This is a genomic window from Roseateles sp. NT4 (assembly GCF_051857475.1).
Lineage (GTDB): Bacteria > Pseudomonadota > Gammaproteobacteria > Burkholderiales > Burkholderiaceae_C > Pelomonas.
On record NZ_JBPZGZ010000001.1, the window covers coordinates 415,056 to 435,212 of the forward strand.

Annotated in this window: 20 protein-coding genes; 16 read left to right on the forward strand and 4 right to left on the reverse strand. The window is 68.5% G+C overall.

Features of this window, described 5'->3' with window-relative positions:
* Positions 1 to 73 precede the first annotated feature (73 nt).
* From ACS5PN_RS01935 to ACS5PN_RS01960, 6 genes are all read left to right on the forward strand, one after another.
* Entirely contained in the window at positions 74 to 517 is a 444-nt protein-coding gene (locus ACS5PN_RS01935; RefSeq protein WP_439462258.1) for a hypothetical protein, read from the forward strand.
* Positions 518 to 1,246: a DUF1624 domain-containing protein gene (locus tag ACS5PN_RS01940; protein WP_439462259.1), complete on the forward strand. Its 729-nt coding sequence runs from the start codon at positions 518 to 520 to the stop codon at positions 1,244 to 1,246.
* Positions 1,246 to 2,037, forward strand: coding sequence for a polysaccharide deacetylase family protein (locus tag ACS5PN_RS01945; protein WP_439462260.1), 792 nt, complete (start codon positions 1,246 to 1,248; stop codon positions 2,035 to 2,037). The genes ACS5PN_RS01940 and ACS5PN_RS01945 overlap by 1 nt, the downstream gene beginning before the upstream one ends.
* 181 nt (positions 2,038 to 2,218) lie before the next feature.
* Positions 2,219 to 2,956: a 23S rRNA (guanosine(2251)-2'-O)-methyltransferase RlmB gene (gene rlmB / locus ACS5PN_RS01950; protein WP_439462261.1), complete on the forward strand. Its 738-nt coding sequence runs from the start codon at positions 2,219 to 2,221 to the stop codon at positions 2,954 to 2,956.
* 33 nt (positions 2,957 to 2,989) lie between these two features.
* Complete coding sequence (upp, locus tag ACS5PN_RS01955) at positions 2,990 to 3,622, forward strand: uracil phosphoribosyltransferase (RefSeq protein ID WP_439462262.1); 633 nt, start codon at positions 2,990 to 2,992, stop codon at positions 3,620 to 3,622.
* A 111-nt stretch (positions 3,623 to 3,733) separates the two neighbouring features.
* Complete coding sequence (locus ACS5PN_RS01960; protein ID WP_439462263.1) at positions 3,734 to 4,198, forward strand: hypothetical protein; 465 nt, start codon at positions 3,734 to 3,736, stop codon at positions 4,196 to 4,198.
* A 4-nt stretch (positions 4,199 to 4,202) separates the two neighbouring features.
* On the opposite strand, the gene ACS5PN_RS01965 is transcribed toward ACS5PN_RS01960, so the two are convergent.
* From ACS5PN_RS01965 to ACS5PN_RS01975, 3 genes are read right to left on the reverse strand one after another with little or no spacing between them, the layout of a single operon-like run.
* Complete coding sequence (locus tag ACS5PN_RS01965) at positions 4,203 to 4,745, reverse strand: chromate transporter (RefSeq protein WP_439462264.1); 543 nt, start codon at positions 4,743 to 4,745, stop codon at positions 4,203 to 4,205.
* Positions 4,742 to 5,296 (reverse strand): chromate transporter, encoded by a 555-nt coding sequence (locus tag ACS5PN_RS01970; RefSeq protein ID WP_439462265.1) that lies wholly within the window; start codon positions 5,294 to 5,296, stop codon positions 4,742 to 4,744. Before ACS5PN_RS01970 ends, ACS5PN_RS01965 begins: the two co-directional genes overlap by 4 nt.
* Positions 5,297 to 5,303: 7 nt before the next feature.
* The gene (locus tag ACS5PN_RS01975) at positions 5,304 to 6,311 is read right to left on the reverse strand and encodes a D-2-hydroxyacid dehydrogenase family protein (RefSeq protein WP_439462266.1); all 1,008 of its coding nucleotides are present in this window, start codon (positions 6,309 to 6,311) and stop codon (positions 5,304 to 5,306) included.
* Between the two features lie 124 nt (positions 6,312 to 6,435).
* Between ACS5PN_RS01975 and ACS5PN_RS01980 the strand changes: the two genes are divergently transcribed.
* From ACS5PN_RS01980 to ACS5PN_RS01995, 4 genes are all read left to right on the forward strand, one after another.
* Entirely contained in the window at positions 6,436 to 6,945 is a 510-nt protein-coding gene (locus tag ACS5PN_RS01980) for a DUF1993 domain-containing protein (RefSeq protein WP_439462267.1), read from the forward strand.
* Between the two features lie 125 nt (positions 6,946 to 7,070).
* A complete protein-coding gene (locus ACS5PN_RS01985) occupies positions 7,071 to 8,930 on the forward strand; it encodes an O-linked N-acetylglucosamine transferase family protein (RefSeq protein ID WP_439462268.1) in 1,860 nt (619 codons plus the stop codon).
* Complete coding sequence (locus ACS5PN_RS01990) at positions 8,931 to 11,306, forward strand: type I secretion system permease/ATPase (RefSeq protein WP_439462269.1); 2,376 nt, start codon at positions 8,931 to 8,933, stop codon at positions 11,304 to 11,306.
* Positions 11,303 to 12,505: an HlyD family type I secretion periplasmic adaptor subunit gene (locus ACS5PN_RS01995; RefSeq protein ID WP_439462270.1), complete on the forward strand. Its 1,203-nt coding sequence runs from the start codon at positions 11,303 to 11,305 to the stop codon at positions 12,503 to 12,505. The genes ACS5PN_RS01990 and ACS5PN_RS01995 overlap by 4 nt, the downstream gene beginning before the upstream one ends.
* A 31-nt stretch (positions 12,506 to 12,536) precedes the next feature.
* Here the strand turns inward: ACS5PN_RS01995 and ACS5PN_RS02000 are convergent, their stop codons facing one another.
* Positions 12,537 to 14,015, reverse strand: a complete 1,479-nt coding sequence (locus tag ACS5PN_RS02000; protein WP_439462271.1) for an alpha/beta hydrolase — start codon at positions 14,013 to 14,015, stop codon at positions 12,537 to 12,539.
* Positions 14,016 to 14,243: 228 nt separating this feature from the next.
* On the opposite strand from ACS5PN_RS02000, the gene ACS5PN_RS02005 reads away from it, so the two are divergent.
* From ACS5PN_RS02005 to ACS5PN_RS02030, 6 genes are read left to right on the forward strand one after another with little or no spacing between them, the layout of a single operon-like run.
* Positions 14,244 to 15,659, forward strand: a complete 1,416-nt coding sequence (locus ACS5PN_RS02005; protein WP_439462272.1) for a TolC family protein — start codon at positions 14,244 to 14,246, stop codon at positions 15,657 to 15,659.
* A 25-nt stretch (positions 15,660 to 15,684) separates the two neighbouring features.
* Positions 15,685 to 16,098, forward strand: coding sequence for a sugar 3,4-ketoisomerase (locus tag ACS5PN_RS02010; protein WP_439462273.1), 414 nt, complete (start codon positions 15,685 to 15,687; stop codon positions 16,096 to 16,098).
* Complete coding sequence (locus ACS5PN_RS02015) at positions 16,095 to 17,183, forward strand: DegT/DnrJ/EryC1/StrS family aminotransferase (protein WP_439462274.1); 1,089 nt, start codon at positions 16,095 to 16,097, stop codon at positions 17,181 to 17,183. The genes ACS5PN_RS02010 and ACS5PN_RS02015 overlap by 4 nt, the downstream gene beginning before the upstream one ends.
* A 2-nt stretch (positions 17,184 to 17,185) precedes the next feature.
* Positions 17,186 to 18,184 (forward strand): WcbI family polysaccharide biosynthesis putative acetyltransferase, encoded by a 999-nt coding sequence (locus ACS5PN_RS02020; RefSeq protein ID WP_439462275.1) that lies wholly within the window; start codon positions 17,186 to 17,188, stop codon positions 18,182 to 18,184.
* Entirely contained in the window at positions 18,181 to 19,842 is a 1,662-nt protein-coding gene (locus ACS5PN_RS02025) for an AMP-binding protein (RefSeq protein ID WP_439462276.1), read from the forward strand. The genes ACS5PN_RS02020 and ACS5PN_RS02025 overlap by 4 nt, the downstream gene beginning before the upstream one ends.
* Positions 19,839 to 20,075, forward strand: coding sequence for an acyl carrier protein (locus ACS5PN_RS02030; RefSeq protein ID WP_439462277.1), 237 nt, complete (start codon positions 19,839 to 19,841; stop codon positions 20,073 to 20,075). Before ACS5PN_RS02025 ends, ACS5PN_RS02030 begins: the two co-directional genes overlap by 4 nt.
* Positions 20,076 to 20,157 lie beyond the last annotated feature (82 nt).

Genomic DNA, 20,157 nt, shown 5'->3' on the forward strand with positions numbered 1-20,157 from the left:
GAGGCTCGGCACGGCGTTTGCCGGTGAAGGGTGCGCGGTGGGCGTCGTGCGGGGCCGCGAACGGAGATCAGCGATGAAACGCGTGCTTCTGGTCGTCGGGTTGGGGTGGCTGGCGGGCTCTTGCTGGGCGCAGCAGGTGTGGAGATGCGAGACGGATGGGCTGGTGCGCTACACCGACCAGCCCTGCGAGAAAAGCGGCCGGCCCTTGCCGGCGCGCAACCTGAAGGCCAATGTGGCCGACAGCCTTGCCACCGAAGCCGCGCATGCGGCCACGTCGGGGGCATCGCAAGCGGCAGAGACGCCGGCGTCGGCGCCTGCGGCCGAAGCCGATGAGGCGGCGGCGGTCAAGCCCGCGCCCCCGGTCCAGCAGGTCTCATCGACGAGCAGCCGCCGCGGCCACCGCAGTGCGCGGGCGCCGCAGTTCGCCATGCAGGGCTTGATGGACACCGACTTCGTGCAGCGCGGCTATGTGCCGAGGCGGCAGAATCCGCCGTCCACGCCGAATCCCTCACCCTGAATGCCCCAGGCCGCTGCCGTCACGCCAACGCCTTCACGTTCCGACCGCCTCGACGCCTTGCGCGGTCTGGCCATCGTCTGGATGGCGGTTTTCCATTTCGGCTTCGACCTCAACCACTTCGGCTGGATCCAGCAGAACTTCTACCGCGACCCGGTCTGGACCTGGCAGCGCGTCTGCATCGTCAGCCTCTTCCTGTTTTGCGCCGGCGGGGGCCAGGCCTTCGCGGTGCTGGCCGGGCAGGGCGCTCCCCGGTTCTGGAAGCGCTGGGGCCAGGTGGCCGGCTGCGCGCTGCTGGTTTCGATCGGCTCCTGGTTCATGTTCCCCAACAGCTGGATCAGCTTCGGCGTGCTGCACGGCATCGCCGCGATGTTGTTGCTGTTGCGCATGGGCCTGAGCCGGCTGCCGAATGCCGTGCTGCTTGCGTTGGCAGCCGTGGCGATCGCCGCACCGCGCCTGGTGCAGTCCAGCTTCTTCGACACGCGCTGGACCAACTGGATGGGCCTTGTCACCCACAAGCCCATCACCGAGGACTATGTGCCGGTGCTGCCCTGGCTGGGCGTCATGCTGATCGGCTTTGTCGTCACGCGGGTTCGGCCTCAGCTGTGGGCCGGCAGCGCGCCGCGGCCCTTGGCCCTGCTGGGACGTTGGTCGCTGAGTTTCTACATGCTCCATCAGCCGGTGCTCATCGGTGGGCTGATGGCGGTCCAGGTCTTGAAGGGAATGATGTGATGCGAAAGCTGCTCGTGGCCGGGTTGGGCCTTTTCCTTGCTGCGGCGGCCACGGCGGCACCTTTCGTGTGGCCCAACGGCGCCGAGGCGGCGGTCCACCTGGGCTATGACGACGGCCTGGACAGCCAGCTCGACCATGTCATCCCACAGTTGAACAAGCGCGGCCTGCGCGCCAGCTTCTACGTCCCCATCAACAGCCCGACGCTGCCGGGCCGCCAGAACGAATGGAAGGCCGCCGCCGCGGCCGGCCATGAACTGGGCAATCACACCCTGTTCCACAGCTGTTCGTCCAAGGGGCCGGGGCGGGAGTGGGTGCAGCCGCATCGCGATCTGGACAAGCAGATGGCGGCCCAGGTGCAGGAGCAGGTCATCGCGGCCAACACGTGGCTGCAGGCCCTGGACGGCAAGACCCGGCGCACCTTCACGCCGCCCTGCCTGGACATGCAGGCGGGCGGCCAGGACTTCGTCGCCGCCCTCAAGCCCCATTTCGTCGCCTTCCGCGCCGCGGGCCCGGGCCTGGTGACCGACACGGCGGCTCTCGACCCCTATGCGATGCCGGTCTATTTCGTCGAAGGCATGAGTGGTGAGCAGCTCATCGCCCTGGTGGAAAAGGCGGCGTCCCAACATGCGCTGATCGGCCTGCTCTTCCACGGCGTGGGTGCCGAGCATCTGAGCGTGACCCGCGAGGCTCACGACCAGCTGCTGGACCACCTCGCCAGGCACAAGGCGCGCTTCTGGACCGACTCCATGGTCAACATCATGGAGAACGCGAGGAAGCAAGCCGGAAAATGACGGAGCCCCTCGCCCAGTCCCGCCCCGCTGAGCGCGGGCGCGCTTGGTCGGTCCCCCGAGGGTGCGGCGATGCCTGCCGGCTCGACCGGCAAGCACATCGCCCAAGGTGGGCCGGCTAGGGGCGGCCCGGCGCTCGACCCGCAACACAACCAATCGGCGCGATGAGCTGACAATGCTGAGCATGAGTTCGCCCAAGTCCGTCCTGTTCGGCTTCCATGCCGTCACCGTCCGCCTCAAGACCCACCCCGCTTCCGTCGCCGAGGTCCATTTCGACCCCGCTCGGCGTGACCAGCGCATGCGCGCCTTCATCGAGCGCGCCAAGGAGGGTGGCGCCAAGCTGGTGGAGAGCAGCGACGAGCGCCTGACCCAGCTGGCCGGCAGTCCGCGCCACCAGGGCGTGGTCGCCCGCGTGGCCGCCATTGCCCAGCCGCACTCGCTGGACGATGTGCTCGATGCCGTCGAAGGTCCGCCGCTGGTGCTGGTGCTGGATGGCGTGACCGACCCGCACAACCTCGGCGCCTGCCTGCGCGTGGCCGATGGCGCCGGTGCGCATGCCGTCGTCGCGCCCAAGGACCGTGCCGTGGGCCTGAATGCGACGGTGGCCAAGGTGGCCAGCGGCGCGGCGGAGACCGTGCCCTATCTGATGGTCACCAACCTGGCCCGCACCCTGAACGAGTTGAAGGAGCGCGACATCTGGGTCGTTGGTACCTCCGACCAGGCCGAACGCTCCATCTACGACCTGGACTTGAAGCGCCCCATCGCCTTCGTGCTGGGGGCCGAAGGCGAGGGCATGCGCCAGCTGACGGCCAAGACCTGCGACGAGCTGGTGCGCATCCCGATGGCCGGGGCTGTCGAAAGCCTGAACGTTTCGGTTGCTTCGGGGGTCTGCCTCTACGAGGCCCTGCGCCAGCGTCGATAATTCTGACTATTCAGAAAAACTAGGAACTCCGTCATGGCTGTCATCGAAGTCAAGCACCCCCTCGTCAAGCACAAGATCGGCCTGATGCGGGAGGCCGACATCTCGACGAAGAAGTTCCGTGAACTGACGGGTGAGGTGGCCCGCCTGCTGGCCTATGAGGCGACAGCCGACTTCCCGACCGAGAAGGTCACCATCAACTGCTGGAGCGGCCCCGCCGAGGTCGACCAGATCTCGGGCAAGAAGGTCACCGTCGTGCCCATCCTGCGCGCCGGCCTGGGCATGCTGGACGGCGTGCTGGACATCCTGCCCAACGCCAAGGTCTCCGTCGTCGGCCTGGCCCGCGACCACGAGACGCTGAAGCCAGTCAACTACTTCGACAAGTTCGTCGGCAACCTCGAGGCCCGCACGGCCCTCATCATCGACCCCATGCTGGCCACGGCCGGAAGCATGATCGCCACCGTTGACCTGCTGAAGGCGCGCGGCTGCAAGGATGTGCGCGCCCTGGTGCTGGTGGCCGCACCCGAGGGCGTGAACGCGCTGGAGACGGCCCACCCCGATGTGCGCTGCTGGACGGCGGCCATCGACAGCCACCTGAATGACGTCGGCTACATCATCCCGGGCCTGGGCGACGCCGGCGACAAGATCTTCGGGACCACGCAGGGCTGAGTCAGCGGCGGTGAAATTTCACCGTGATGATCCCTGCGGCCAGGCCCTTGCGTCAGTACAGGCAGGCAGACCAATCGTGGTCAGCCACCCACCTGACCCAAGGAGCCCACCATGGCCACGCTTTCCACCCCCAGCATCACCCTCGGCGCCACCACCAACGGCAAGCGCGAAGTGACCGTCGCCGGCACGATGACCTTCGATGCCAATGACGTCGGCCGCACCTACCGCCTGGAGATCGAGCTCTTCGGTGAAGACCTCGCGGGTGACCATCTGCCCACCGGCGACAGCGGCGCCGACGACCTGATCAGCACCTTCACCTGGCTGGCCGGGGGGCTGATCCTGCGCCCCTACAAGGCCATCTCGGTGCTGTCGGCAGGCTCGGTCAACTACTCCGAGAAGCGTGCCATTGACACCGCCAAGCTCGATGAGGATGCCGGCACCGAGATCGTCGGCTGGGCCGACATCCACACGCCCATCATCATGCCGCGCTCCGACGAGGTCTATGCCCAGGTCACGCTGGGCATGTCGCCCGTCAGCAAGCGCTCGGCGACGATGACGGCCGGCATCGGCGTCTGAGGCCTCAGACGAGGCCGAGCGCCCCCAGCACGCCACCACCCAGCACCATCCAGACGAGGCCCAGCCTCGTCTTCAGCGTCAGCAGCACGGTGACGGCCACCAGGGCCAGGGTGCTCCAGCGGTGCGCCTCGGCGCGCAGATAGGGCAGGGCCAGCAGCCAGCCCGTGGCGATGATCAGCCCCAGCGTCAGCGGCATCATGCCGGCCGAGAAGGAGCGCAGCACGACATGCTCGCGGTTGGCGCGGGCCCAGCGTGTGGCCGTCAGCGTCAGCACGCTGGACGGCAGCATCATGCCGCCCATGGCCGCCGCGGCGCCGGGCAGGCCCGCCACGTTCCAGCCCAGCACGGCGACGAAAAGGATGTTGGGGCCCGGCGCGGCCTGGGCCAGGGCGATGGACGAGGTGAAGCTGGTGTCCGTCAGCCAACCGGTCTTGTCGACCAGGAAGCGGTGCATCTCCGGCACCGTCGTGATGCCGCCGCCGACGGCCAGCAGCGACAGCGTCAGGAAGTGCAGGAACAGGCTGAACAGGTCGACGGGCGTGGTCATGGCCTGGCCCTCCACCATGCGATGGCCATGCCGCTGCCGCCCACCAGGGCCAGCACATAGACCAGCGGCCAGCGCAGCAGGCCGATCAGCAGGAAGGCCAGCAGGGCCAAGCCCAGGGCCGTGACCGGGCCCAGCGGGCTTTTCTTCAAGGCCGGCAGTAGCTTGATGCCGGTGGCGACGATGAGGCCGGCCGACACGGCGCCCATGCCGCGCAGCGCGTTTTCGGCGACAGGATGGTTGGCAATCTGGCCATAGGCCATGGCCAGGCCGAGCACGACGATGGCCGGCACACCCAGCATGCCCGCCAGCGCGACGAAGGCGCCCCGCAGGCCGAAGAAGCGGTCGCCGATCATCATCGACATGTTGACGATGTTGGGGCCCGGCAGCACCTGAGCGATGGCCAGGGTCTCGACGAACTCTTCCTTGGTCATCCAGCCCAGGCGTTCCACCAGTTCGCGCTGGGCCACCGCCAGCACGCCGCCGAAGCCCTGCAGGGCCAGGCGTGAAAAGGCCAGGAAGAGCTCGGTGAGGGACTGCGGACGGTTCAGCACGACAACTTCAGCGGTGCACTTTCAGGGCGTCCGGGTTGACGACATTCGTCGGCTGCTGGTTGATGAAGTTCAGCACATTGTCGAAGGCCGCATCGAAGTAGAGCTCATAGCTGTCCTGCTCCACATAGCCGATGTGCGGCGTGCAGACGGCGTTCTCCAGCCGCAGCAGCGGGTGGCCCTGCAGGATGGGCTCGCTCTCGAAGACGTCGATGGCCGCCATGCCGGGGCGGCCGCGGTTCAGGGCCGACACCAGGGCGCCTTCGGTGACGAGCTCGGCACGCGAGGTGTTCACGAACAGGGCCGTCGGCTTCATCTGGGCCAGGTCTTCGGGCGTGACGATGCCGCGGGTGGCGTCGCACAGGCGCAGGTGCACGGACAGCACGTCGGCGCCGCCGAAGAAGTCCTCACGGCTGGGCGCGGCCTGGTGGCCGTCGGCCTCGGCGCGCAGACGCGAGGCCTCGCTGCCCCAGACCATGACCTTCATGCCGAAGGCGCGGCCGTAGCCGGCCACCAACTGGCCGATCTTGCCGTAGCCCCAGATGCCCAGGGTCTTGCCCTTGAGCACCATGCCGACGCCGAAGTTGGCCGGCATGGAGGCCGCCTTCAGCCCGGCCTGCTGCCAGGCGCCGTGCTTCAGGTTGCCGATGTACTGCGGCAGCCGGCGCATGGAGGCCATGATCAGGGCCCAGGTCAGCTCGGCCGGGGCCACCGGGCTGCCGACGCCCTCGGCGACGGCGATGCCCAGCCGCGTGCAGGCTTCGACGTCGATGTGGCTGCCGACGCGGCCGGTCTGCGAGATCAGCTTGAGCTTGGGCAGCTTTTCCAGCAGCTGGCGCGGGAAGGTGGTGCGTTCGCGGATCAGCACCAGCACTTCGGCGTCGCGCAGCCGCACGGACAGCTGGCCGATGCCCTTGACGGTGTTGGTGAAGACCTTGGCATTCAGCGGCTCCAGCTTGGCCGCGCAGCGCAGCTTGCGCACGGCATCCTGGTAGTCGTCGAGGATGATCACATTCATGGTCGGGGCCCGCGCCGCAATCGTCGTCAGCGTGGAGGCATCACGTTTTAGGGCATTGTGCCCTCGGTGGATGCAGGGGCCGGGCATGCTGGCTACGATCGCTTTCCCTCAATGGAGACACCCGATGACCCCAATTTCCATGCACGGCGCCAGCGTGCCGGCCTTTGCCAAGATGCTGTCGAACATGCTGAACTGGCTGGAGGCCGCCAAGGCCCACGCCGAGGCGCGCAAGTTCCCGGCCGACAACTACCTCACGCTGCGCCTGGCCCCTGACATGCTGCCCTTCACCAAGCAGATCCAGATCGCCAGTGATGCCGCCAAGGGCTGCGTGGCCCGCCTGTCCGGCCAGCCCATCCCCAGCTACGAGGACAACGAAGCCACGCTGGATCAACTGGCCGAGCGCATCAAGAAGACCCGCGACTTCGTGCTGTCCGTGCCCGAGGCGGCCTTCGCGGGCGCCGAGGACCGCGAGATCACCATCCCGCGCCGGACCGGCGACCCGCTGAAGTTCGACGGCTCGACCTATCTGCGCCATTTCGCGCTGCCGAACTTTTATTTCCACGCGACAACAACTTACGCGCTGCTGCGCCACGCGGGCGTGGCGCTGGGCAAGTCGGACTACCTTGGCGGCTAATTCCCCCGTTTGACCCCGCCCGGGCGGGAAATGCTGCGCAATCCGCGGCCTATTCCACCGCCCATCCGGGGCGGGGCGGCTTGAAAATCGGGGGAACATCCGATCACGCCGCCCTCCGCATGGACATGTCGACGCCCCCCGCCGCCCAACCTCAAGGCAATCAAGGCATTGCCCTGGTTGAGCAATGGCTGGGCCTGGCCCGCAGCGGCCAGTGGCCTCTGCCCCAGGTCATGGAGGCCGCCTCGCGCCTGCAGGGCGCCGGCGCCCTGGACGCGGCGGCGCTGCTGTACCAGAGCTGGGTAGGCGCCACCGCCTCGCCGCTGCGCCATGTGGCCTGCTTCAACTGGGGCGCCATCCTGGGCGAGCTGCGCCGTCATGGCGAAGCCGAGACGGTCTACCGCATGGCCCTGGGCCTGGCGCCGACCTTTGCCCAGGCGCGGCTCAACCTCGGGCACCAGCTCGAGCACCAGGGCCGCGAGGAAGAGGCGCTGGCCGAATGGCGCACCGTCTACGACAACGAGAACCCCGAAAGCGTGGGCGCCGAGCCGCTGAGCCTGCGCCTGCACGCCTTCAACAACGCCGCGCGCCTGCTGGAGCAGCTCAAGCGCTATGACGAGTCCGAGGCGCTGATGCGCCGCTCGCTGGAGCTGGACCCGCGCCAGAGCGACGTCGCCCAGCATTACGTCCACATCCGCCAGAAGCAATGCGCCTGGCCGGTCTACCAGACCGTCGGCGAGGTCACCCACAACCACCTGCTGATGAGCACCAGCCTGCTCGGCATGCTGGACGAGAGCGACGACCCGGCCCTGCAGCTGCTGACGGCCCAGCGCTTCGTGCTGGAGAAGGTCACCAAGGTCACCGAGCCGCCGCTGCACAAGGGCCGCCAGCGCGACGGCAAGATCAAGATCGGCTATCTGTCCGGCGACCTGCACATGCATGCCGTCGGTCTGCTGACGGCCGAGCTCTACGAGCTGCACGACAAGAGCAGATTCGAGATCCACGCCTTCAGCTGGAGCCGCGAGGACGGCACGCCACTGCGCGCCCGCATCAAGGGCGCCATGGACAGCTACACGCCGCTGCACGGCATCCCCGACCGCCGCGCGGCCGAGATGATTGCCGAGGCCGGCATCGACGTCCTCGTCGACCTGCAGGGCCTGACCAGCGGCGCCCGCCCGGGCATCCTGGCCTACCGCGGCGCGCCCATCCAGGTCAGCTACCTGGGCCTGCCGGCCACCTCGGCCCTGCCGGGCGTGGACTGGATCCTGGCCGACCGCTTCGTGATGCCGCCGGAATCCCTGCCGTATCACACCGAGAAGCCCATCTACCTGCCGCACTGCTACCAGGTCAGCGACCGCACCCGCGCCGCCAACCCGGCGCCCAGCCGCGCCGAGATGGGCCTGCCCGAAGACGGCTTCGTCTTCTGCGCCTTCAACAACAACCACAAGATGAGCGAGCAGGTCTGGCGCTGCTGGATGCGCGTGCTGCGCCAGGTGCCGAACAGCGTGCTCTGGCTGCTGGCCGACAACCCGTTTGCCCAGGCCAACCTGACCCGTGTCGCGGTGGAAGAGGGCATCGCGCCCGAGCGCCTGGTCTTCGCGGGCCGCGCCCAGCCGGCCGACTATCTGGCCCGCTTCACGCTGGCCGACCTGTTCCTGGACACCTTCCCCTACAACGCCGGCACCACGGCCAGTGACTGCCTGTGGATGGGCACGCCCATCCTGACCCGCTCGGGCAAGACCTACATCTCCCGCATGGCCGGCAGCCTGCTGACGGCCGTCGGCCTGCCCGACCTGATCACGACGACGCTCGAGGAATACGAGCAGCGCGCCGTGCAGATCGGCAACCAGCCGGCCCGCGCCGCTTCTTACAAGCGCTACCTGGCCGAGCATGGCCACAGCTCGCCGCTGTTTGACATCCCGGCCATCGTGCGCGATATAGAGGCTGAGTTCGAGCGTCTGGCGCTCGATGCGAGGCGGAAGGCCTAAATGCCACGTCAGCACGACCCCTTCTTTGACGGTCAGCCCCAGGCCGCGGGCTTGCGCCTGGCCGCCAATGGCGAGCCACCGCCGGCGCCGGACCCGTTGGAGGGCCTGGCCAACCAGCCAGCCGGCGACCCGCTGCTGCAGGCCCTGTCCTGGCTGACCCGCCACCACGGCCGGCCGCGCTCGCCCGAATCGCTGCGCGCCGGTGCGCCGGTGGAAGGCGCCCTGGCGCCGGACGGCGCCATCCGCGTCATGCGCGAGGCGGGCTACAACGCCGGCCTGCTGCGCAAGAGCATCGACGACATCCACGAACTGCTGCTGCCGGCGGTGCTGCTGCTCAACGGCGGCGACGCCTGCGTGCTGGTGCGCCGTCTGGACGACCCCGCTGCCGTCGCTGCGGGTACTTGTCGCTACGAAGTCGTCTTCCCCGGCCCGGAAGCTGCCGCCGTGCCGGCCACGACGGCCGAGCTGGAGCCCGAATACAGCGGCTTCATGCTGGCGGTGTCACGCCAGGAAGCGGCCCAGGGCCAGCGCGCCGAGTCGCCACTGCTCAAGCTCGCTGACAAGGGCCTGGAATCGCACTGGCTCTGGGGCACGCTGAAGCGCTTCACGCCCTACTACCGCGCCTCCATGCTGGCGGCCCTGCTGTCCAACGTGCTGATGCTGGTGTCGGGCCTGGTGACGTCCGTCATCTACGACAAGGTCATCCCCCACCAGGCCATGGTCACGCTGTGGACCTTGGCCGTCGGCGCCGCCGTGGCCCTGGTGTTCGACCTGTTTGCCCGCCAGCTGCGCTCCCACCTCATCGACCTGGCGGGCCGCAAGGCCGACCTCGTCATCGGCGCCAAGCTCTACCGCCAGACCCTGGGTGTGCGCATGGAGCACAAGCCGGCCTCCGCCGGCGCCTATGCCGCCCACCTGGCCCAGGTGGAGATGGTGCGCGAGTTCTTCACCGGCGCCACGCTGTCGGCCTTGTCGGACCTGCCCTTCCTGGTCATCTTCATCGGCATGACCTTCGTGATCGGCGGGCCGCTGGGCTGGGTGCTGGTGCTGGCCGTGCCCGTCATCATGGGCCTGTCCTGGGCCATCCAGGGCGCGCTGCGCCGTGCCATGAGCACCAATATGCAGGAGACCGCCGACCTGCATGGCACCCTGGTCGAGTCCCTCGAAGGCCTTGAAGACCTGAAGACCTCGGGCGCCGAGGGCCGCTTCCTGCGCCGCTACGAGCGCACGACGGCCATCGTCGCCGAGACGGCGCTGACCTCGCGCGCCCTGTCGGGCTGGAGCATGAACCTGTCCAGCACGCTGCAGCAGGCGGTCAACCTCATCCTGCTGGTCTGGGGCGTCTACCTGATCCATGACGGCGTGATCTCGTCCGGTGCCCTGATCGGCTCGGTCATGTTCGCCAGCCGCGCCATCGCGCCGCTGGGCAGCCTGGTCAGCCTGGCCACGCGCTACCAGGGTGCCCGGGCCGCCATGATGGCCCTCAACCAGATGATGAATGCGCCGGTCGAGCGCGACAGCAGCCGCAACTACGTGCCGCTGTCCCAGGTCACCGGCAAGGTCGGCCTGCATGACGTCGGCTTCAGCTACCCGCCCCAGCCCCAGCATGGCCACCAGCAGGCTGCCAGCGAGTCGACGGCCCCCAAGGTGCTGCGCAACGTCACCATGCGCCTGGAGGCCGGCGAGCGCGTCGCCATCCTGGGCCGCATCGGCAGCGGCAAGTCCACCATCCTGCGCATGCTCGGCGGCCTCTACCAGCCCACCGAAGGCATGGTCGAGGTCGACGGCATCGACCTGCGCCAGGTCGACCCGGCCGAGTACCGCTCGCGGGTCGGCTTCGTCAGCCAGGAGCCGCGCCTCTTCGTCGGCACGCTGCGCGACAACGTCATGATGGGCCGCGGCCACCTGGATGCCGGCCGCCTCGTCGAAGTGGCCAAGCTGACCGGCCTGGACCGCGTCGTGGCCAGCCACCCGATGGGCTGGGATCTGCCGGTCGGCGAAATGGGCCAGTTGCTGTCCGGCGGCCAACGCCAGCTCGTCGCCCTGGCCCGTGCCCTGGTCACCAAGCCGCAGATACTGCTGATGGACGAACCCACCAGCTCCATGGACGCTCAGAGCGAAATGGCCTTCCTGCGCCAGCTGCGTGATGCGGCCGGCTCGGCCACTCTGGTCGTCGTCACCCACCGCCCGGCCGTGCTGGAACTGGTGCAGCGCATCGTCGTCGTCGACGGTGGCCGCATCGTCATGGACGGCCCGCGCGACCAGGTGCTGGCAGCCCTGTCCGGCGTGCGTCCGGCGGCGCCCGGCGCCTCGGGCGGCGAGGGCGTCCACATGCATCCGTCGGCCCAGCCCGTGCAGCGCTCCGCTTCCGTATGACATCGGCCCTGACCAAGGAGGAGGGCGCCTTCGTCAGCGCCCTGCACGCCGCCCACATCGACGAGCCCCTGCCGCGCGCGACCTGGGCCCTGTACCTGCTGTGCGCCGTCGTCACGGTGGCCATCACCTGGTCGGCCCTGGCCAAGGTGGACGAGATCACCCGCAGCGACGGCCGCATCGTGCCCGATGGGCGCGAGCAGGTCATCGCCAGCCTCGATGCCGGCATCCTGCGCGAACTCAAGGTGCGCGAAGGCCAGGAGGTGCAGGCCGGCGAGGACCTGGCCTACCTGGACCCGACCCGTGTCGAGGCCCAGCAGAACGAAGGCCAGGCCAAGCTGCTGGCCCTGAAGGCCGCCGCCGCGCGCCTGGATGCCGAGGCCAACGGCCGCGCCGCCATCCGCTGGCCCTCGGGCGTCGACCCCAAGGCCCGCTATGCCGAGGGCGAGGCCGAGTCCTTCGAGGCGCGCAAGCATCTGCTGGACGAATCGGTCGCCGCCATCAACCGCAGCCTGGGGCTGATCTCCAAGGAGCTCAAGCTGGCCCAGGACATGTCCCGCAGCGGCCTGATGAGCGACGTGGAAGTCATGCGCCTGAACCGCCAGGTCAACGAGATCCAGCAGCAGCGCAGCGAGCGCATCTCGCGCTACCGCCAGGAGGCCAGCCAGGAGCTGGTGCGGGTGCAGAGCGAGATGGCCCAGATGGACGAGCAGATGGTGGTGCGCCAGGACGCGTTGACGCGCACGGTGCTGAAGTCGCCGGTGCATGGCGTCGTCAAGAGCATCAAGGCCGGCACCGTCGGCGGCGTCATCGCCAGCGGCGCGCCCATCCTCGAGATCGCCCCCATCGGCCCCAAGGTGCTGGTGGAGGCACGCATCAAGCCGCGCGACATCGGCTTCATCCGCCTGGGCCAGACCGCCGAGGTCAAGCTGGCCGGCTATGACTTCAACACCTACGGCGGCCTGGAAGGCAAGGTCACCTACATGAGCCCGGACGCCGTCACCGAAGGCGACAAGACGGGTGAGGGCCACTACCGCGTCATCGTCACCGCCGAGCGCAACAACCTCAAGTACAAGGGCGAGAAGCTGCCCGTCATCCCGGGCATGACGTCCAACGTCGAGATCAAGACCGGCGAGCGCTCGGTGCTGAGCTATCTGCTGCGGCCGATGATGAAGTCACAGGAAGCGCTGCGCGAGCGGTGACGCCCGGTGGCGCCGCCGCCGTTCACACCTGTCAGGGGCAGGCGGGGTAGTTCGCCTGGAAGGCCGCGCGGCTGGCCGGGGCCGTGTAATCCTCGGCGCTCGGGGTGTTGATCGTGTATGCGCAGCCGTAACTGGGCTGGGCCACGGTGGCCGCCGTGCTCACGTCGTCACCCGCCGGCTTCGGGCCACCGGCTTCCCACTTGACCATGTCGTCGAAAGCCTTGGCAGCTTCGGCGGCGGTGAAGGCGCAATGGCCCACGTCTCGGATGGCGCGCTGCACCAGCCATTTGTCGTTGCCCTTGGCCTTGGCCCGCGCGGCGTAGACCTGCTCCATCTTGAAAGGCACGAACAGGTCACCCAGCGTGTGCAGGGTCACGACGGGCACGCCGAAGTCGCCGGCCACCTGCGGAATCCAGCGCAGGCCGTCGCGGCGCAGGCGGTTGGCGTCGGCTACCGGCTTGATCTTGAAGATGCTGTTGTTGAAGGCCGTGTCCAGCGCGGTGGTGCTGGCGCTGGACGCGTCGACCTTGTAGGTCAGTGCGGTGGTGTCGAGCACGTTGGCGGTCAGGATGCCGTTGATCGTGCCGTCGCCGCCAATGGACGCCCAGATATTGCCCTGGTTGCCGGCGTTGGCCCAGCCTTCGGCGAAGAAGGGGCGCGGCCCACCGCTGAGGTAGGCGACGATGTTCTTGAGCTTGTCGCCAATGGCGTTGGTCTGGGTCGGGAAGGTGGTCCAGAGCGTGGCCTGGATGGCCGGGGCTATTGTCCCGAAGTCGGCCTGCGGAAAGCTGCTCATGGGCAGGCCGGCCAGTTGCTGAGCGGCCAGCTGGTAGCCGGCGAAGTAGTTGAACAGCTCGTTGTCGCCGACCACGCCGCACATGGGCACCGCGCCGTTGTACTTGACCTTGTTCACTGCATTGGCCTGCGCTTCCGCCTCGATGGCCGCTGCCGTGATGTGGCCGCCCATCGAGACACCGGTGATGAAGATCTTGCTCGGCGCGGCCAGCGTGCGGCCGTTGGCAGCTGCCAGCGAGACAAACTTGTTTGCCAGCGCGTTCGTGTCCTCCACACCGGCCTTCACGTCGTAGTAGTTTTTGGAATAGCTGGACGCCGCCCAGGCGTAGCCATTGGCGATTAGGTAGCGCCGGATGATGGGGTTGCCGACCGTGAGGCTGCCGCCGGTACCGGCATAGCCGTGCGCCCACATGACGAGCTGCCCGTTCCAACCGGTCTTGGGCACCTCGATGCGGTAGGCCGAGCCGTTCAGCACGCCCACCCAGCGGTCGGTGTCTGCCGCACCCGCGAGGGCCGGGAAGCCGGTTTCCACCACCGGCGTGAAGCTGCGCGCGTCCTGCGGCCGGGTGTCCTCGGGCATCGGGGCTGGCGCGGGTGCCGGTGCTGGTGCCGGGGCAGAGTCGCTGCCACCCCCGCCGCAGGCGCTCAACGCCAGGGCCGCGACGAAACAGACGCCCAGCACACGCGGCGCGGGACAGTTTGAGATCGGGTTCATGAGGTGTCTCCGGTTGGAAGCCGGCGCTCGACAGTTGGCGCCGTGAAGCGACGGTAGGCAGGGCGAACTGCGTGTGCAGTCCGGTTGGCGACTCGGCGCCCCCCTAACTTCCGCTCCCCAGGCCGGTCAGCCCTGGCGGCTGAGGCCGCTTCACCGACGAAAACCGCGCTCCCGCCCACGCTTTTCCGGGCTTTGGACAGGGGGTGCGAATGGTCTAGTAACGGAGCCATGCTGTACCTGCTCCGTCCCCTCGTCGCCCTGGGCTTTGCCGCCTTCGGCTCCCTCGCGCTCGCGCAATCACGACCGGCCAAGACCGCCGCGCCGCCACCTGCGCCGGTGGCCGAGGCCCCGGCCGGCCAGGGCCGCTGCAACGAGGACGATGCCGGCTTGTCCCGCCTGGGCCGCGACATGAGCGCCCTGGAAGTCCAGAGCGGCGACCCGCGCGCCGCCCTGCAGACGCTGATCGACACGACGCTGTCGCGCAGCAAGGCCCTTGGGGCCGTGCGCCTGCTGACCGACGCTGCCCGCTCCGACCTCGAGGAGACGCGCGCGATGAGCCTGCCGACGGCGACGCTGAGCATCGGCACCACCGGCATCAACCAGACGGTGGGCGGCGCGACCGTCGGCCGCGGCGGTCAGCTCAGCACCACGCTGAGCGCCGGCATGCCGCTCTGGGACTTCGGTCGCATCGCCAAGCTGACCGAATGGCGCAAGGAACTCGCCGAAGTGGCCCAGCAAGGCCAGCGCAGCGCCGAGGAGCAGCTGTCGCTGAACGTCGTCACGCTGGCCCTGGACCGCAGCCGCTATGTGCTGCAGGGCCAGGTCTACACGCAGTACGTGCGCAAGATGGCCTGCCTGGTCGATGCGCTGGAGATCATCACCAAGGCCGACCGCGGCCGCGCCAGTGAGCTGGTGCAGGCCCAGAAGAGCCTGCAGCAGGCCGACCTGTCGCTGGAGCAGACCATGTCGGCCCTGCGCCAGACCGAGGTGCGCATGCGCCGCCTGGTGGGCGAGCCCCTGCCGCCCAGCATCGGCATGACGGCCCAGCTGTCGGTCATGCCCGACCTGGAACAGATGCAGAGCGACATCCTGCTTGGCGCCGACGTCGCCCAGGCCGAGGCCCAGGCGCGCTCGCAGCGCAGCTTTGCCGAATCCGTCATCGCCGGGCAGAAGCCGACGGTCAGCCTGACCGGCAGCGCCAGCGCCATCCTGCGCAGCGGCGGTCCCAACGATGCGCGCCAGACCGACATCGGCGCCGGCGTGTCCGTCACCATCCCCATCCTGCAGCCCGGTGCCCACGCCCAGGCGAGTGCTGCCGTGCAGCGCTATCGGGCCACCGTGCTGCAGCGCGACGAGGCCATCGAGGCCAAGCGCTACCGCCTGCTGGAGATGAACGAGGTCGGCGTCTCCACGCTGGACCGCGCGCGGCGTATCGTTGAGATCCTGCGCAACAGCGACCGCGTGCGCGCCTCGACGCTGCAGCAGTGGCAGCAGCTCGGTCGCCGTTCCCTCTTCGACGTGATGGCCGCCGAGGGCGACTACTATTCGATGCGTGTCGCCCATGTGAACGCCATGTTCGATGCGCAGCAGATCGTTGCGCTGATCTGGTCCATGGGCCGCGGTGTCGCCGCACCCTTGCGCTAACTCCAGCAGAGCACTGACCCAAGACATGTCCATCGACCGCTGCCAGATCTTCGACCTTCCCAAGATCCACGACCCGCGCGGCAACCTGACCTTCATCGAAGGCGGCGTGCATGTGCCCTTCGACATCCAGCGCGTCTACTACCTCTACGACGTGCCGGGCGGCAGCGAGCGCGGCGGCCATGCCCACAAGAACCTGCACCAATTCATCATCGCGATGTCGGGCAGCTTCGACGTGGTGCTGGACGACGGCAAGGACAAGAAGCGCGTCCACCTGAACCGCAGCTACCAGGGCCTCTACATCTGCCCCATGATCTGGCGCGAGCTCGACAACTTCTCGTCGGCCTCGGTCTGCATGGTGCTGGCGTCGACCAAGTACGACGAGGCGGACTACCACCGCGATTACGCCGAGTTCATGCGCGACCGCTGGGGAGCCAAGTGAGCATCCCCTTCCTCGACCTGAAGCGCCTCAACGGCGCCCATGACGAGGCCATCCGCGCCGGCATCGCCCGCGTGCTGGACTCGGGCTGGTACATCCTCGGCGCCGAGGTGCAGGCCTTCGAACGCGAGTTCGCGGCCTGTTGCGAGGTCAAGCACTGCATCGGCGTGGCTGACGGCCTGGATGCCCTGGTGCTGATCCTGCGCGCCTATGGCGTCGGTGCCGGCGACGAGGTCATCGTGCCGTCCAACACCTTCATTGCGACCTGGCTGGCCGTGTCGGCCGTCGGTGCGACACCGGTGCCGGTGGAGCCGCGGCCGGGCACGCACAACATGGACCCGGGCCTGATCGAAGCGGCCGTCACGCCGCGGACCAAGGCCGTCATGCCTGTCCACCTTTATGGCCAGCCCTGCGAGATGGGCGCCATCCAGGCCGTGGCGGCCCGCCATCGGCTGAAGGTCATCGAGGACGCCGCCCAGGCCCACGGCGCGCGCTGGCAGGGCCAACGCGCCGGTTCGATCGGCGACGCGGCCGGCTTCAGCTTCTACCCCGGCAAGAACCTCGGCGCCCTCGGTGATGGCGGCGCCATCACGACCAACGACGACGCGCTGGCCGACAAGCTGCGCCTGCTGCGCAATTACGGCTCGACGCAGAAATACCGCCACGAAGTGCAGGGCGTGAACTCGCGCCTGGACGAGATGCAAGCCGCGGTGCTGCGCGCCAAGCTGCCGTCCCTGGACGAAGACAACGCCGCCCGCCGCCGTGTCGCCGCGGCCTATCTGCAGGCCCTGCAGGGTGCCGACGTCGTGCTGCCCGAAGTGGCAGAGGGTGCCGAGCCGGTCTGGCATCTCTTCGTCATCCGCACACCGCGCCGCGCTGCCGTGCAGGCCGCGCTGACGGCCGAAGGCATTGGCCATCTGGTGCACTACCCGCTGGCCTGCCATCTGCAGCCCGCCTATGCCGGCGAGTCCTGGCCGGCCCTGCCGATTGCCGAGAGGCTGCAGCATGAAGTGCTGAGCCTGCCGATGGCGCCCTATCTGACGGCCGAGGATGTGGAGCGTGTGGCAGCGGTGATCCGGCGCGTCTGAGCGTGAAGCCCGTCGTCTGCATCTACGCAAACTGCCAGGGCGAGGCGCTGGGTCGCCTGCTGCGCCAGCATCCGGGGCTGCGGGGCCACGAGTTCGTCGTGCTCAAGGCCTGGCTGCAGGAGCAGCCCACCGATGACCAACTGGCGCGCTGCGAGGCCCTGATCTACCAGGAGGCCTTCGGCACGCCGGTTTTCCTGGACAAGCCGGCCATCGACGCCACCCGCGTCTGCATCCCGCTGCTGACCTGTTCCTTCCTGTGGCCCTATGGCTTTGACAAGCCCAACGAGCCGGTCGGTTGGCGCTTTCCCTATGGCGACCGCCACCTGATCGCCCAGTTGCGCCAGGGCGTGGCGCCGGCCCAGGCCGCGGCGGACTATGCGGCTCTCGACCTAGCGACCAAGCTGGACCTGCAACGCCTGCGCGACATGGAAGTGCAGAAGTGGCAGCGCTACGACCTCAGCACCGACGTCAGGATCGGTGGCTTCCTGCAGCAGCACATGCTGACGCAGCGCCTCTTCTTCACGCCCGACCACCCGACCGACGTGGTCATGATCGAGCTCTGCAACCAGGTGCTGGCCAAGCTCGGCCAACCGCCGTTCGGCTGGCCGACCTGGGAGGGCTACAACCATTCGCTGGCCGGTACCGAGGTGCCTGTGCACCCCTCCGTGCTGCGTCATTTCGGCATCGCCTGGCTGACGCCCGAGCACCGCTACCCCTTGTTCGGCGGCTATCTGTCGCTGGACACGGTGGCGTTCTACGAGCGCTATGCCGCCGCCCTGCAGGCGCCCGGCATGGCGGAGGGCCTGCGTGAGGCCGTCGCGGCCATAGCGCGCCAGGACGACGCGACGGCGCTGAATCTCTGCAACCTCATCCGCCTGCGCGCGCCCCAGCAACCCTGGGCCATGGCAGCGATCGCGGTGGTGCAGGCCCTGCACGGCCATCGCGCCGAAGCCGCCGCGCAGTTGCTGGCTGCCTTGCCCGCCGACCTCCACATTCCATGAGCATGCCAGCCTTTCACTCCATCCCCGAGGCCGTGCAGGCCTGGGCTGAACGGGATGCCGACAAGGTCTTCGCCCGCATCCGCAAGCGCGGCAGCGAAGAGCGCGCCATCACCTACACCGAACTGCTGGACCAGGCGCGCCAGTACTGCGGCGCCTACCAGGCCCTGGGCGTGCGCCCGGGCGCCAATGTCTTCATCCTGCTGAACCTGGGCGAGGACCTGATCCATTCCTTCATCGGCGCCATGCTGGGCGGCTACATCCCGTCCTATGTCGCGCCGCTGGGCGACAAGCAGGATCCGGCGCACTACTGGAAGGCGCTGGTGCATCAATGCCAGCGCATCGAAGGCGGCGTGCTGGTGACGTCACCGGAGAACGCCGCCCAGGTGGCGGCGCTGGTGGACCAGTCCCGGGCCAAGGTGCTGTCGACCGACGTGCTGCATCGGCACTTCACGCCGGCAACGCCGCCGCTGCCCGACACCGAGGCCATCGCGCTGCTGCAGCACAGCTCCGGCACCACCGGCGGCCACAAGGGCGTGGCCCTGTCGCATCGCGCCATCCTGGACCAGATCGCCCGCTATGCGCAGTCGCTGCGCCTGGATGCGAAGGATGTGATCGTCAGCTGGCTGCCGCTGTATCACGACATGGGGCTGATCTCCAGCTTCCTGACGCCCCTGGTCACCGGCACGCCGCTGGTGCTGCTCGACCCCTTCGAGTGGGTCGCCGCGCCGTGGACGCTGCTGGCCGCCATCACCGAGCACCGCGGCACGCTGTGCTGGCTGCCCAACTTTGCCTTTCATTTCCTGTCGCGGGCACCCCAGCCGGCGGGCATGGAAATCGACCTGTCCTCGGTCAAGGCCTTCATCAACTGCTCCGAGCCCTGCAAGCCAGAGGCCTTCGAGGCCTTCGAGAAGCGCTTCGCGGCCCATGGCGTGAAGGCCGGCCAGCTGCAGGTCTGCTATGCGATGGCCGAGACCGTGTTTGCCGTCACGCAGACCACGCCCGGTGAGGTGCTTCAGCCCTTGCGCGTCTCGCGCGCGGGCCTGCAGCAGGGCCGGCTGGAGCCCAGCGACGACCCTCTGGACGAGCGCGTCATGCCGGTCGGCCCGCCGCTGCACGGTGCGCGCGTGCGCATCCTCGGCGACGACGGCCAGCCGCTGCCCGAAGGCCGGGTCGGCGAGATCGCCATCTGCACGCCGTACATGTTCTCGGGCTACTACCGCGAGCCTGAGCTCACCGCCGCGGCGCTGAAGGGCGAGGACTATCTGAGCGGCGACCTGGGAGCGATGCACCAGGGCGTGCTCTACATCACCGGCCGCAAGAAGGACCTCATCATCGTCAACGGCAAGAACTACTACGCCCATGACGTGGAGGAAGTCGCCAGCGATGTGGCAGGCGTCAAGGCCGGCCGCGTCGTCGCCCTGGCCGTGCCCAATGCAGCCATGGGCAGCGAGAGCGTGCACGTGATTGCCGAGTCCGAGCGCCCGGAAGAGGACTACGCGCGAATAGCCCGCGACATCAAGATCGCCATCCAGCAGGTCACCGGCCTGCTGATCGCCAAGGCCATCGTGGTGCCGCCCAAGTGGCTGATCAAGACCACCAGCGGCAAGATGTCGCGCTGGGGCAATCGCGAAAAATACCTGAACGAGAACAAGCCATGAGCACCACCACCCTGGAGCGCCTGCAGGCGCTGATGCGCGATGTCTTCATGGACGCCAGCATCCAGATCGAGCCGCAGATGACGGCCATCGATGTGCCGGGCTGGGACTCGCTGTCGCACACCCTGCTGATGCTGGAGATCGAGTCCGCCTTCGGCGTGCAGCTCGACCTGGAGAAGGTGGCGGGCTGCGCCGACATCGGACAGCTGGTCAGCTATATCGACTCACTGCGGTGAACTTCATCTAGCATCGACCCCTGCGCGGAGCGTTGGCCCCGCAGCCAGGCGCGATCGTCGGCGACCGACGAGGTTCGAATCT